At 65.5% G+C, this 13,948-nt stretch carries 12 protein-coding genes; 11 read left to right on the forward strand and 1 reads right to left on the reverse strand.

What is annotated here, in order from left to right:
- Positions 1 to 39: 39 nt before the first annotated feature.
- The 5 genes from IEW85_RS03790 (at position 40) to def (ending at position 4,520) form a co-directional block, all read left to right on the forward strand.
- Entirely contained in the window at positions 40 to 450 is a 411-nt protein-coding gene (locus IEW85_RS03790) for a HesB/IscA family protein (protein ID WP_188682805.1), read from the forward strand.
- A 329-nt stretch (positions 451 to 779) separates the two neighbouring features.
- On the forward strand, positions 780 to 1,661 hold the full coding sequence (ctaC, locus tag IEW85_RS03795; RefSeq protein WP_188682807.1) for an aa3-type cytochrome oxidase subunit II: 882 nt from the start codon (positions 780 to 782) through the stop codon (positions 1,659 to 1,661).
- Between the two features lie 2 nt (positions 1,662 to 1,663).
- On the forward strand, positions 1,664 to 3,391 hold the full coding sequence (ctaD, locus tag IEW85_RS03800; RefSeq protein WP_188682809.1) for an aa3-type cytochrome oxidase subunit I: 1,728 nt from the start codon (positions 1,664 to 1,666) through the stop codon (positions 3,389 to 3,391).
- Positions 3,391 to 3,825, forward strand: coding sequence for a cytochrome c oxidase subunit 4 (locus IEW85_RS03805; RefSeq protein WP_188682811.1), 435 nt, complete (start codon positions 3,391 to 3,393; stop codon positions 3,823 to 3,825). Before ctaD ends, IEW85_RS03805 begins: the two co-directional genes overlap by 1 nt.
- 80 nt (positions 3,826 to 3,905) lie before the next feature.
- Positions 3,906 to 4,520, forward strand: coding sequence for a peptide deformylase (gene def, locus IEW85_RS03810; RefSeq protein ID WP_188682813.1), 615 nt, complete (start codon positions 3,906 to 3,908; stop codon positions 4,518 to 4,520).
- A gap of 9 nt (positions 4,521 to 4,529) precedes the next feature.
- Here the strand turns inward: def and trpD are convergent, their stop codons facing one another.
- Positions 4,530 to 5,582 (reverse strand): anthranilate phosphoribosyltransferase, encoded by a 1,053-nt coding sequence (gene trpD, locus IEW85_RS03815; protein ID WP_188682815.1) that lies wholly within the window; start codon positions 5,580 to 5,582, stop codon positions 4,530 to 4,532.
- A 203-nt stretch (positions 5,583 to 5,785) separates the two neighbouring features.
- Here trpD and ctaE point away from each other — a divergent pair, with 203 nt between their 5' ends.
- The 6 genes from ctaE to IEW85_RS03840 all read left to right on the forward strand — a co-directional run bounded on the left by ctaE (position 5,786) and on the right by IEW85_RS03840 (position 13,946).
- Positions 5,786 to 6,433 carry an aa3-type cytochrome oxidase subunit III gene (gene ctaE, locus IEW85_RS03820; protein ID WP_444543779.1) on the forward strand — a complete coding sequence of 216 codons (648 nt, stop codon included), beginning with the start codon at positions 5,786 to 5,788 and terminating at the stop codon, positions 6,431 to 6,433.
- A gap of 58 nt (positions 6,434 to 6,491) precedes the next feature.
- Positions 6,492 to 7,292, forward strand: a complete 801-nt coding sequence (gene qcrC / locus IEW85_RS03825) for a cytochrome bc1 complex diheme cytochrome c subunit (protein ID WP_188682817.1) — start codon at positions 6,492 to 6,494, stop codon at positions 7,290 to 7,292.
- An 83-nt stretch (positions 7,293 to 7,375) separates the two neighbouring features.
- Positions 7,376 to 8,461, forward strand: coding sequence for a cytochrome bc1 complex Rieske iron-sulfur subunit (qcrA, locus tag IEW85_RS03830; RefSeq protein ID WP_188682819.1), 1,086 nt, complete (start codon positions 7,376 to 7,378; stop codon positions 8,459 to 8,461).
- Positions 8,458 to 10,176 carry a cytochrome bc1 complex cytochrome b subunit gene (gene qcrB, locus IEW85_RS03835; RefSeq protein WP_188682821.1) on the forward strand — a complete coding sequence of 573 codons (1,719 nt, stop codon included), beginning with the start codon at positions 8,458 to 8,460 and terminating at the stop codon, positions 10,174 to 10,176. The genes qcrA and qcrB overlap by 4 nt, the downstream gene beginning before the upstream one ends.
- 178 nt (positions 10,177 to 10,354) lie before the next feature.
- Complete coding sequence (locus IEW85_RS14290; protein WP_229658761.1) at positions 10,355 to 12,235, forward strand: hypothetical protein; 1,881 nt, start codon at positions 10,355 to 10,357, stop codon at positions 12,233 to 12,235.
- Entirely contained in the window at positions 12,204 to 13,946 is a 1,743-nt protein-coding gene (locus tag IEW85_RS03840; RefSeq protein WP_229658762.1) for a hypothetical protein, read from the forward strand. Before IEW85_RS14290 ends, IEW85_RS03840 begins: the two co-directional genes overlap by 32 nt.
- Positions 13,947 to 13,948 lie beyond the last annotated feature (2 nt).

Consider the following 13,948-nt stretch of genomic DNA (forward strand, 5'->3'; position numbering starts at 1 on the left):
GGAACAGGAAGACCATCCATATGTGGAGAGGGGTTTGCGATGTCTGCACCCGCACAGGAAACAGCCGAGCAGGCGGCGGCACAGGCCGCCGAGATCGCCGGCAATGAGGTCGAAGGCTTCAAGGCTCATCAGGTGGAGCTCAGCGATGAGGCGGCTCAGAAGGTCGCGTCGCTGCTGGAGCAGGAGGGCCGGACCGACCTGCGGCTGCGCGTCGCTGTCCAGCCCGGCGGCTGCTCCGGTCTGATCTACCAGCTCTACTTCGACGAGCGGATCCTCGATGGCGACGCCCTGCGTGAGTTCAACGGCGTCGAGGTCGTGGTGGACAAGATGAGCGTCCCGTACCTCGAGAGCGCGAAGATCGACTTCGAGGACTCCATCTCGAAGCAGGGCTTCACCATCGACAACCCGAACGCAGGAGGCTCCTGCGCCTGCGGCGACTCCTTCCACTGAGTCCTGAGGGCCTCGGACCGACCACGCTTCGTGTCACAAATATGACACGGAGCGGCCGTTCTCCCTGAAGGGGACGCACCGGACGAGAACCCCGCCTCTGCACGAGTTCTACGCCGTGTAGAAGCGGGGTTTTCGTGTATCTGTGCTGGTCGTAGGGCCTTGGGCGGCCATCGGAAACGGTGTTGTCGCGGAGTGTCCGGACTCCCGGCCTTCTACTTCACGTAGTAGTCTTGTCTCCGAACGTCCAAGGCCACCATCAGGTCCGATCTGTAGGTGGCCCCACAACGTGCTGATCGCATCGCACACCGAGGAAAGAGGAAGGGCCGTCTGTGAGTTCGCAGAATCGAACCGGCAGCCGCCGTCACCGCGTGGTCAAGGCGACCGCGCTGGCCGGCGCGGCCTCGCTGGTGCTCACCGCCTGCGTCGCTGAGATCCCAGATCCAGTCCGCCGCGGTTGGCTCCCCGGCGACACGAATACCACCAGCAACACGCCGCAGCTGACCGATCTCTGGGTCAACTCCTGGATCGCCGCGCTGATCGTCGGCGTGATCACATGGGGCCTGATGCTCTGGTGCATGATCGCCTACCGCCGCCGCAAGGGGGAGACCGGCTACCCCCGCCAGCTGGCCTACAACGTGCCGCTGGAGATCATGTACACCCTGGTCCCGCTGGTGATGGTGGGTGTGCTCTTCTACTACACCGATCAGGTCCAGCGCGACATCGATGAGCCTCACGACGACCCGGACCTCGTGGTCAACGTGGTCGGCAAGCAGTGGGCGTGGGACTTCAACTACACCTACAACGGTGAGGAGCGGCACTACGCCGGCATTCAGGCTCACCTGACCGGCGAGGAGGGTGACCAGGAGCGCCTGCCCACCCTGTACCTCCCGGCCGGTGAGGAGGTCACCTTCGAGCTGACCTCCCGCGATGTGATCCACTCCTTCTGGATCCCGCAGTTCCTCCAGAAGCGTGACATGATCCCGGGCCGCACCACCGAGATCCACCTGATCCCCGAGGAAGAGGGCACCTTCGACGGCAAGTGCGCCGAGCTCTGCGGTGAGTACCACTCGGAGATGCTGTTCAACGTCGAGGTCGTCTCCCCTGAGGAGTTCGAGGCTCAGCTGGAGCAGATGGAAGAGGGTCATCTGGATGAGACCTATGACCGCAACCCGAACCTCAACGACGTGACTGCGACCGAAGGGGACGACTGACCGTGGCCACGACACTCGGATACACCGCTGACGAAGGGGCCGTCGAGGCTCGCTCCGTCCCGCGCTCCAAAGGCGCGATCGTCGTCAACTGGCTGACGACCACCGACCACAAGGTCATCGGGTACATGTACCTGATCACCTCCTTCCTGTTCTTCTGCATCGGCGGCGTCATGGCGCTGATCATCCGTGCTGAGCTCTTTGAGCCCGGCATGCAGTTCCTGCAGACCAAGGAACAGTACAACCAGCTCTTCACCATGCACGGCACGGTGATGCTGCTGATGTTCGCAACCCCGCTGTTCGCAGGCTTCGCCAATGTGATGATGCCCCTGCAGATCGGCTCGCCGGATGTGGCCTTCCCGCGTTTGAACGCGCTGGCCTTCTGGTTCTTCCTGTTCGGCTCCCTGGTGGCCCTCGCCGGTTTCCTGACCCCGCAGGGTGCAGCCTCCTTCGGCTGGTTCGCCTACGCGCCGCTCTCAGATACGACCTACTCACCAGGTGTGGGTGGTGACCTCTGGGTCTTCGGCCTGGCGCTGACCGGCTTCGGCACCATCATGGGTGGCGTCAACTTCATCACCACCATCATCTGCATGCGTGCTCCGGGGATGACCATGTGGCGTATGCCCATCTTCACCTGGAACACTCTGATCACCTCGATCCTGGTGCTGATGGCCTTCCCGCCGCTTGCAGCCGCACTCTTCGGCCTCGGCCTGGACCGTCGCTTCGGCGGCCACGTCTTCGACCCGGAGGCGGGCGGTGCCATCCTGTGGCAGCACCTCTTCTGGTTCTTCGGGCACCCTGAGGTCTACATCATCGCCCTGCCGTTCTTCGGCATCGTCTCGGAGATCTTCCCGGTCTTCAGTCGCAAGCCGATCTTCGGCTATAAGGGCCTGGTCTACGCGACCATCGCGATCGCGGCCCTGTCGGTGACCGTGTGGGCGCACCACATGTACGTGACCGGCGCCGTGATGCTGCCGTTCTTCGCCCTGATGACCATGCTCATCGCCGTTCCCACCGGTGTGAAGTTCTTCAACTGGATCGGAACGTTGTGGCGAGGGTCGATCACCTTCGAGACTCCGATGCTCTGGAGCCTCGGCTTCCTGGTGACCTTCCTCTTCGGCGGTCTGACCGGCATCATCCTGGCCTCGCCGCCGCTGGACTTCCACCTCTCCGACAGCTACTTCGTGGTGGCACACTTCCACTACGTGGTCTTCGGAACCGTTGTCTTCGCGATGTTCGCCGGCTTCTACTTCTGGTGGCCCAAGTGGACCGGAAAGATGCTCAACGAGCGTCTGGGCAAGATCAACTTCTGGATGCTGTTCATCGGCTTCCACGGCACCTTCATGATTCAGCACTGGCTGGGTGTCATGGGTATGCCGCGTCGTTACGCCGACTACCTGGTCGAGGACGGTTTCACCACGATGAACCAGTTCTCCACGGTGTTCTCGATGCTGCTGGGGGCCTCCCTGATCCCGTTCTTCTGGAATGTCTGGATCACCCACCGCAAGGGCAAGAAGGTCCTCGTGGATGACCCGTGGGGCTTCGGCGGCTCGCTCGAGTGGGCGACCTCCTGCCCGCCCCCGCGCCACAACTTCTACTCCCTGCCGCGGATCCGTTCCGAGCGGCCGGCGCTGGACCTGCACCACCCGGAGCTCTCCGAGCGGCACAGCCTGAACACTCCGGCCGGCAAGGTCTTCGGACCTGCTGACCAGAAGGACAAGGGTGGTATCTGATGAAGACGAATATCGGACTCTTCCTGATGCTGGGCGTGTTCTGCCTGGTGGTGGCCGGAATCTACGCATTCCTCACCATGAACTGGTCCGCCGCAGGCTCCGGCGAGCAGACCGGTCTGGAGTGGGTGGGCTTCATCTGCCTGCTGCTGACCGCAGGACTGGGCTTCATGCTCTGGTTCTACCTGCGCCTGACCGCCAAGCACTCGGAGGTCATGGACAGTGACAACCCTGAGGGCGAGATCGAGGACATGAAGGGCAACTACGGCGACTTCGCTCCCTGGAGCTGGTGGCCGCTGGGCCTGGGCTTGTCGGCAGCCTTCGCCTTCTTCGGGATCGCCATCGACTGGTGGGTGTTCTTCATCGCCTGCATCCCGAGCCTGTTCTTCGTCACCGGCTGGGTGATGGAGTTCAACCGCAAGCGCTACGCTCACTGAGCTGACGCACCACTGTTCGAAGAGTCCGCCCCGGGCACAGCCTGGGGCGGACTCTTCGTCTCTGAGTAGAATCGAGAACCATGACGATCCGGCCCATCACCATCCATGGCGAGCCCGTCCTTCATCGCCGCGCCGTCGAAGTCGAGACCATCGACGACGAGATCCGCACTGTCATCGCTGACATGGATGAGACCCTGGACGCCTCCCACGGCGTCGGTCTGGCCGCTCCGCAGGTGGGGGTCGGGCTGCGCATCTTCAACTGGAAGTACGACGGCGACACCGGTGAGGCTCCCAGCCGGGGAGCGATCATCAACCCGAGGCTGCGGCTCATCGGGAAGGTCTCCAAGGAGGACCCGGATCCGGATGAGGAGACTGAGGGCTGCCTCTCAGCTCCCGGTTACGGGTTTCCGCTGAAGCGCTCCGACCACGTGGAGATCCAGGGCCTCGACGCCGAGGGCAACCCGGTGCGGTTCGAGGCCACCGGATGGTTCGCGCGCATCATGCAGCACGAGTATGACCACCTGGACGGCTACCTTTATGTGAACCGGCTGAACCAGAAGTGGGCCAAGCGCTGGAAGAAGGTGCTGAAGAAGGAGGGCTGGACTGTCTCCGGCAACTCCTGGATGCCGGGGGTGGACGCGGACCCCTTCGGCCATGATGAAGATCTGGCAGAAGAGGCCGAGCCCCAGTCCTGAGGTCCTCCCTCAGGCGCCGGAGAAGTCTGTCCAGCGCTGCAGCACGTCTGCGGCAGCCCCGGAGTCCAGAGACTCTGCCGCGCGCTGCATATTGGTGCGCAGGCGCTCCAGCAGTGGACCGGAGGCCTCCTCGTCCAAGGCAGTGAGCCCCGCGGCCGCATTGAGCACCACTGCGTCGCGCACAGGGCCGTGCTCGCCCTGGAGCAGATGGCGGACCGTCTCGGCGTTCTGCTGACCCGTGCCGCCCTGGAGGTCCTCCACGGCGGTACGGAGGACTCCCACGTCCTCAGGGGCGAGCTCAAGATGCTCCACAGAGCCCTCGCGGACCTCCCAGAGGTCGGTGGCGGCCGACGTCGTGATCTTGTCCCGTCCGTCCTGTCCGCGGAAGACCAGGCCGCGTGTACCGCGTGCGGCCAATACCTCGGCCATCTTCGGAGCCAGCTCTGCGCGCGCACATCCCAAGGCCTGAGCGGTGACCCGCGCCGGGTTGGCCAGGGGCCCCAGGAAGTTGAACACCGTGCGCACGCCCAGCTGCTTGCGGGCAGGGCCCACAAAGCGCATAGAGGGGTGGAAGCTCTGGGCGAAGAGGAACGTGATGCCCACCTGCTCAGCGGCCTGGGTCACCCGCTCGATCGGCAGGGAGAGGTCCACGCCGAGTGCCTCGATCACATCGGCGGCTCCGGCGGTGCTGGAGGCACCTCGATTGCCGTGCTTGACCACTGTGGCTCCAGCTCCGGCCGCCACCAGGGAGGACATCGTGGAGATGTTCACAGTGCCCAGGAGGTCGCCGCCGGTGCCCACGATGTCCAGAGTGGGTCCTGAGACCTCTGCCGGCAGGGCCTTGTCCATCATGGCGCTGCTGAGCCCCACGAGCTCCTGTGCGGTCTCTCCCTTGGCCCGCAGGGCGATGAGGAAGCCGGCGATCTGGGCATCGCTGAGCTCTCCGCCCATGAGCTGATCCATCGCCCAGGCCGCGGTCTGCGCCGTGAGGTCCTCAGCGGCCAGAAGGGTCTCGAGCACGACAGGCCAGGTCAGTTCGGAAGTCTCAGCTGGTGTATGCATAGAGACGACGATACCGGGGCCAGGAGGGCCCCGACACGCGCTTATTTCTACAGCCTGTCGAAATATTCTGTTTTTTTCTGAGCGCTCTGACCTTGGTACTCCCTGGGAATGACGCGGAAGCCGCGGCCTGACAAGGATCTGGAGACGCGCCACGCGCCCGAGGTCGATAGCGAAGTCAGGTCTTTTCAGGCAATAATGTGTCCGTGACGTCTGCAACCCAAGCCCCAAACGTTCCGGCGCGCACGCTGCCGAACCGCCCAAACATGGTGTCCGTGGGCACCATGGTGTGGCTCACCAGCGAGCTGATGTTCTTCGCCGGCCTGTTCGCGATCTACTTCACCCTGCGCTCTGCGCAGCCCGAGATGTTTGCCGAGGGTGCCACTCAGTTGGACATCCCGCTGGCTACGACCATCACCATCATCCTGGTGGCCAGCTCGGTGACTGCTCAGTTCGGCGTCTTCGCCGCTGAACGGCACCAGCCGCGGCGCACCGGGGGTCTGCTCCAGCTGAAGAACTGGGGCATGATCGAGTGGTACATCCTCTCCTTCCTGATGGGCTCGGTCTTCATCGCCGGTCAGACCTACGAGTTCGCTGTGTTGGTCTCCCACGGCGTCGCCGTGCAGACCAACGCCTTCGGCTCGGCGTTCTATATCACCACCGGCTTCCACGGCCTGCACGTGCTCGGTGGTCTGGTGGCCTTCTGCTACGTCATCGCCCGGGCCTACTTCAGCGTGAAGTTCACCCACCGGGAAGCCAGCGCGGCGGTCGTGGTGTCCTACTACTGGCACTTCGTCGATGTCGTCTGGATCGCCCTGTTCGGCATCATCTACATCCTTCCGCTGCTCGTCTGATCCGGACGACGGCGCACCCTTGAACCTGACAACGCACCGACAAGTGAGGAACCGGCACGTGAAGGCACTCTCACAGAAGCGCCGCCACCCCTTCGCAGGAGTGGCCCTGCTCCTCCTGGGTCTGCTGATCACCGGTGGCCTGTACAGCGCAGCCACCACGATCAACGAGGCTCAGGCGTCCGAGAACGCGGATGCCTACTCCGACCCGGACAACATCGAAGAGGGCGAGCGACTCTTCGTCGCCAACTGCGCCACCTGCCACGGCATCAACGCCGAGGGCACCGACGCCGGCCCGTCGCTGATCGGCGTGGGCGCCGCCTCGGTGGACTTCCAGGTCGGCACCGGCCGCATGCCCATGCAGATGCAGGGCCCGCAGGCTCAGCAGAAGCCGGCTCAGTTCAATGATGAGCAGACCATGCAGCTGGCTGCCTACGTGGCCTCCCTCGGAGCCGGGCCGGCCGTGCCCGATGACGAGTACCTGGACGTGGACCAGGGCGACCCCGCCCGCGGCGGCGAGCTGTTCCGCATCAACTGCGCCATGTGCCACAACGCGGCGGCCGCCGGCGGTGCGCTGACCGAGGGCAAGTACGCGCCTTCCCTGCACGGCGTGGAACCGCGTCATGTCTATGCGGCTATGACCACCGGCCCGCAGAACATGCCGGTCTTCTCGGATGCGAACCTGGTGCCGGAGGACAAGCGTGACATCATCGCCTTCCTGCAGACTTACGAGAGCCAGGGCACCCCCGGCGGCTTCTCCCTGGGCTTCCTGGGCCCCGTCTCTGAGGGTCTGTTCATCTGGACCGGTGGGCTCGCGCTGCTCATCGCCTCCATGGTCTGGCTGACCTCACGGTCCTCGTAGCCGGCCGCTGAACACCCCGACGGTGTCCGGAGCACCGCACATAAGCACTCCAAGCAATCACTCAAGCAAAGGACGAAAACCATATGGGCGAGCACGGTAACGGCGACCCGAAGGACTCGGGTGCCGTCATCAAAGCCGGTGAAGGGGAGTCGGGCAAATACGCCATCGACAACCCGGGCCTGCCCCCGCACCGCCCGCGGCTGGCAGACGAGAGTGAGAAGGTCGCGAAGGGCGCTGAGCGCGTCGTCTCGGTTCTCTTCCTGCTCTCGATCATCGGCACCGTGGTCTTCTTTGTCGGCTACTTCGCCATCGGCCAGACCGAGGGCGATCTGCAGCTTCTGCGTGTGCAGAACACCTTGCTCGGCGTCGGCGTCGCCTTCGCGATGCTCGGCATCGGCCTGGGTGTGGTGCACTGGGCCAAGACGCTGATGCCGGACCACGAGATGGTCGAAGACCGCAAGCCTCTCCGGAAGGAGACGGAGCGCGAAGAGGCGGAGACGATCATCAACGACGTCCTCGACGAGTCGCAGATCAAGCGTCGCCCGCTGCTGCGCAACACGATGATCGGCGCAGCGCTGCTCGCTCCGTTGCCTTTCATCGTCACCCTGCGCGATCTGGACCGCTCCGAGGACTTCGGGGTCGAGCGCATGCGGCACTCGATGTGGGACGAGGGCGTGCACCTGGTCCGCGACCCCTCCGGCACCCGCATCAGAGCCTCCGACCTGACCGTCGGCACCGCCATGCACGTCATCCCGGAGAACCTACGCACCATCTCCAGCCATGGTGAGCGCCTGTCCGAGAAGGCCAAGGCAGTCACCCTGGTCATGCGTATGAACCCCGAGGACATCGAGACTGTCAGCGAGGGACGCGAGAACTGGTCCCACGACGGCATCATCGCCTGCTCGAAGGTCTGCACCCACGTCGGCTGCCCGGTTGCGCTGTACGAGCGGCACACGCACCACCTGCTGTGCCCGTGCCACCAGTCCACCTTCGATGCCGCCAACGAGTTCAAAGTCGTCTTCGGCCCCGCCGGACGTCCGCTGCCGCAGCTGCCCATCACTGTTGATGAAGAGGGCTACCTTATCGCGCGCAGCGACTTCACCGAACCCGTCGGCCCGACCTACTGGGAGCGCGGCAACACCGACCCGGAGGGTGATTACGCATCATGAGCGCCACCAAAGAGAAGTACACCGAGGAGCAGTACCTCGAGGTCGACCAGTACCAGCCGAAGACTGGCGGCGGTCGGATCGCCAACTACGTCGACACCCGTGTGGGCGGCACCAGCATCGTCCGTGAGTTCGGCCGGAAGGTCTTCCCTGATCACTGGACCTTCATGTTCGGTGAGGTCGCGCTCTACAGCTTCGTCATCCTGATCCTCTCGGGCACGTTCCTGACCTTCTGGTTCGACCCGTCGATGGCGACCACCCGCTACTCCGGCTCCTACGCACCGTTGCAGGGCCTGGAGATGTCCACTGCGTACGCCACAGCCCTGGAGCTGTCCTTCGACGTGCGCGGCGGTCTGTTCATGCGTCAGCTGCACCACTGGGCAGCGCTGCTGTTCGTGGCCGCCATGTCCATCCACATGTTGCGCGTGTTCTTCACCGGAGCCTTCCGGAAGCCGCGTGAGCTCAACTGGGTGGTCGGCGCCTCTCTCCTGATCCTCGGCCTGGGCGCCGGCTTCACCGGCTACTCCCTGCCGGACGAGGTCCTCTCCGGCAACGGCCTGCGCATCATCGACGGCATGCTCAAGGCACTGCCGGTGGTGGGCACCTACATCTCCTTCTTCCTCTTCGGAGGCGAGTTCCCCGGCAGCGAGGTCATCCCGCGTCTGTATGTGATGCACATCATGGTGCTGCCGGCGATGATCCTGCTGCTGATCGCGATCCACCTGTTCCTGGTGGTCACCCACAAGCACACTCAGTACCCCGGCCCCGGTCGCACCGAGCGCAATGTGGTGGGCTACCCGGTCGGCCCGGTCTACGCGGCCAAGGCAGGCGGCTTCTTCTTCATCGTCTTCGGGATCCTGGCGCTGATCTCGGGTACGTTCCAGATCAACGCGCTCTGGAACTACGGTCCCTACGATCCATCGCCGGTGCAGGCGGGTGCACAGCCCGACTGGTACATCGGCCCGTTCGAGGGTGTCCTGCGTCTGATGCCTGGTTATCTCGGGGACTTCTCGCTGGAATGGGTGATCCCCACGCCATGGGGCGGCAACTCGTTGGCGATGCCGGTGCTGATCCCGATGATCCCGGTGGCTCTGATCTTCCTGGGCATGTTCGTCTGGCCGTGGATCGAGTCTTGGATCACCAAGGACACCAAGGAGCGCCACCTCCTGGACCGTCCGCGCAACGCCCCCACCCGCACCGCCTTCGGTGTGGCCATCGTGACCAACTACATGATCATGTGGGGCATGGGCTCGAACGACCTCATCGCAACACACTTCCAGCTGTCGCTGAACGACATCACCTACTGGTCGCGTGTGCTGTTCTTCCTCGGCCCGGTGATCGCCTACATCCTCACCAAACGCATCTGCCTGTCCCTGCAGCGCAAGGACCGCGAGACGGCACTCCACGGTGATGAGGCCGGGGTGATCCAGGTGTCCGCCGACGGCGGCTTCAGCGAGAAGCACCGTCGCCTGGACGACTACGAGCTGTGGACCCTGGTCTCCTACGATTCGCCTGAACCGACCCCGGCCCAGCCGAACGCCAAGGGTAAGATCACCCTGCTCGAGAAGTTCCGGGCACGTCTGAACCGTGCGTTCTACGAGGACCGGGTTGCCCCGGTCAGCCGCGAGGAGTACCTCGAGGCGCTCGAGCACGATCACCATGAGCCGGAGGAGCTCCCCGCCAGCGGAGTGGGCGCCATCGAGTCCAGGGATCACTGATCCTTGAGCCTCCTCGGGCGAGATCATCGGGGAGCCTGACCGGCTCCACCACGACGGCGGGCCCGTTTTCCACAGATGTGGGAGACGGGCCCGCCGTCGTACCCGCTCCATGGGTAGTGTGGGACCCACGATCATCCCTGGTCAGACGGTCCGGGTCTGACAGTGGAGAGGAGCCTGAGTGGAGTTCCTGATCATCATCGGCCTGGTGCTGGCTGTGCTCTGCGCAGTGCCGCTGCTGATCGGCTTCGCCATCGGCCAGGCCGTGGAGCGCAGGCGCTGGATCCGCTCCGGCGCCTCAGCTCCGCATATCCGCGCTCAGCAGTCATACCCGACGCCGTACGGTCAGGCTCCGCAACAGCCGCAGGCTCCCTATGGTCCGCAGGCTGCGCAGGCACCGCAGCAGGACCCGTGGGCGCGGCCGGTGGCGGATCAGGAGCAGGCGGCACCACCACCGGCTGTCCACCCCCAGCCTCATCCGCACCCTCAGCCGTCTGCCGCTCGCTCCGCACCGCTGCCCGGCTACCAGGCGCCGGTGGGCAAGACTGCCGAGCAGTTGGCCGCAGAGAAGAGGCGTCGGGAGCACCGGAACATCAATGTCGCTCTCTACAGCGGCGGTCTGCTGCTGGTGGCCGCGGCACTCTCCTTCATCGCCGTGGTGGGAGACCCGGTGCTCACGGCCGTCAGCCTGGGTGCAGTCTGCCTGGCCTTCACCGCCGGCGGCTTCCTGATCGCGCGCTTCTCCACTGTCCTCAGGCCCGCAGGCATCGCCCTCTACGGCACAGGCCTGGCGCTGCTGCCGGTGCTGGCGCTGCCGCTCAACGAGGCGATCATCCATGAGGAGCTGCTGACCTGGTTGGTCACCTCAGTGGTGGGCACGGCTGTCTATCTCCACGGTGCCGTGGCCCTGGACAGCCGCATCCTCGGCTATCTGGTCATACCCTTCCTCTACTCCACGGTCTTCGCGGCCACGGCCGCCGTCCGTCCTGCCCTGTTCTGGGCGCTGCTGGTGGTCATCGCAGTCTCGTCGTCGCTCCAGCTGGCCATGGCCCTCTGGGGATCCCGTGTGCCGCAGGTGTTGTCCAAGCCCTTCGGGCAGCTGCATGTGGTCGTGGTGCCGGGTGTCCTGGTGGCCGCTCTTGTGATGTTCGACCAGCTGAGCCGCTATGAGTCTGCCACGCTGTTCGGCGTCACGGGTGTCTACTACTTGGCGAGCTCCTGGCAGTGCCTCACGCAGGCCGGTCGGCTGGCCCAACGGATCGCAGCGCGTCCAGTGTGGCTGCTCGCAGCGGTGCTCCTGCTGGGGGACCAGGGAATGGGTGCCTTCGGTCTGCTGACTGTGCTGGTCGGCATCCTGGCGGTGCTCTATCTGGCCGTCTGCCATATCCCTGGGTTCACCGTGGGGGAGTGGGCGCGTGCCGATCGGCGGCTCTCGCTGGTGCTGGTCCTGGGCGCCTCGGTGCTGGTCCAGCTAGCTGTGCTGCCCTCTGACACGCTCGACAGCACCGGACACGCCTGGATGATCATCCTGGCTGTGATCACTGTGTGCGTGGCCGTACAGTCTCTGCTGATCATTCGGGACACGGCAGCCGCAACGGCTCCGCTGGGCTGGCAGCTGGTCATCCGCGGTGTGCTGGTCCTCTCCATGCTGGCCGCCCTGCCGGAGAACACCTGGTGGACTGTGGCCTGGGCCCTGGTCTGGCTGCTCGGGGAGATCGCCCTGTCTCGGCGGCCCTGGCGAGCGCGCTGTCGGTGCCGTCGCTGTGGGAGCGTTCGGACTCGCTCTGGGCCGCGCTCTGGAGGATCCGCTGCTCGGCGATCGCCTGGCCCTGGCGGCAGTGACGCTCTTCGCCGTGACCTGCGCCGTCCTGTTGGGTCTGGCCAGCCGCAGCTCGTTCAGGCTCGGCGCCAGTCCACGCCGCGAGCTGGGAGAGTCATGGTGCTGGGCCGCACTGTTCATTCCAGCGGCGGCGCTGGGAGCAGTGCTCTACCTGCTGGGCGCGGCCGCGGTGCTCTGCAGAATCCTGCTCATGACCTCCGGATCGGCCGCGACAGTCGGTGATCAGGGCGAGGTCCCCTCGATCAGCACCGCTCGGGCAGGAGCTTTCGCCGGTTGTGCACTGATCGGAATCACCGCGGTGGACTGGCTCTACGGCAGCGCACAGGGCCAGGCGGCCCTGCTGCTGGCCGTGGCGCTGACTCTGCTGGGCGCAGAGGTGCTCAGCGCTGTCCTGCTGCGCCGTGGCGGTGCCGCCCAGGATGTCCGTGTGCGGACCTGGATGCCGCTGCATCTCTCCGCGAATCTGCTCTGGCTGGCCGCGGTCAACGCAGTGCTGGCGGTCACCGGGGCTGACGGCGCGCTGTATTGGGTCACCGCAGTGCCCTGGGCGCTGTCCGCGCTGGTTCTGCTGTGGCGCCTGGATCTTCGGGTTCCGCAGATCCTGCTGATCGCTCCGGCGTTCTACGCCGTCGGTGCGGCCGTGATGATGCTGGCCGGACTGGTCTCCGTCGATCGCCCATGGTGGGCCGCCTTGATCCTGGGCGCGGCCGGACTGCTGCTGGTGGTCCTGTGCCTGCGTCATGTGAGCCTTCCGCCGGGGGCGCTGGCTCTTCCGACCTGTGCCGCGTTGGGCGGCGCACTGCTGATGCTGGGTCCATTGGAGGCCGTCGATGCCTCGGCGGGGCTGACGCTCTATGTGGTCCCGGTTGCGGCCTTCCTGCTGAGCCTGCTGGCCGGCGTCGCAACGATGGCCCTCACCTCTGCTCAGCAGACGCGTATAGCGCTGATCGCCTCCACCGGTGGTATGACGCTGCTGACCTCGCTGGTCCCGGTGATCGCCGCACCCGCTGCGGATCCGCCCGGGCTGGGATGGACGGTTCCTGCCATGCACGCGCTGCTGGTGGCGGCGGCCCTCTGGGGCGGACCGCACAGTGTGCGGGTCATCGCCGCTCTGATCGGCAGTCTCGCCATGCCGGCCTCGTTGCTCTTGGCCTGGGGTCAGCATGAACCGATCACAGCGACCACGGCGGCTGTGGCTGTCCTGCTCATGCTGGCGGGTCTGCTGGTCAGCGAACCGCTGCTGAGTCGCGTACCTCATGAGTCCCATCTCTTCCTGGGCACCGCTGCGGCCGTGCTGGCGGTCCTGGTGGTGACGTCCCACCAGCCGCTGCCTGCCGGTGACTCCACGCTGCTGCTGCAGGTGGCGCCCTTCGCAGGTGCTGCGGCGCTGCTGACCCATGGTCTGGTCCGAGGTCACAGCGGTGCCCTCTGGGCAGGCGCTCTGCTGCCTGTGGCGGCTCCGGTGCCGGAGGAGGCCATGTACCTCTTCTGGCTGCTGCCGGTGCTGCACGCCCTGGTGTTCATGGCAGAGCTGGATCGCTCGGGTCCGGCGCAGCGCGCCCAGTGCTGCCTCTTCGGAGCGCTGGGGCTGCCGGTCTCGGGGCTGTATGTCTGGGTCCGGACAGAGGGGCTCTCACAGGTCAGCGTCTCGGTGACGCTGCTGCTGATGATGGTGGCCCTGATGGTCAGCGAGTGTGTGCTGGCCGCGCGTCAGGAGCTGCCCGGACAGGCGCCTGAGGTGGCCCGCACGGCCGTCCTGGGCCACGGGCTGTTCTTCGGAGCGGGGGAGCAGTCGCCACTGCCGCAGCGTTGGTCTCCTTCCTGGGCGACTCCACCTTCGCCGAGGTCACGCCGCTGGCCGCAGCCGCCGCTCTGCTGGTCTGCGCGCTGCTGCGATCCAACCGTAAGGGCCTGTGGTGGGCCGCCACGCTGATC

The organism is Nesterenkonia cremea, assembly GCF_014642675.1.
GTDB classification, from domain to species: domain Bacteria; phylum Actinomycetota; class Actinomycetes; order Actinomycetales; family Micrococcaceae; genus Nesterenkonia; species Nesterenkonia cremea.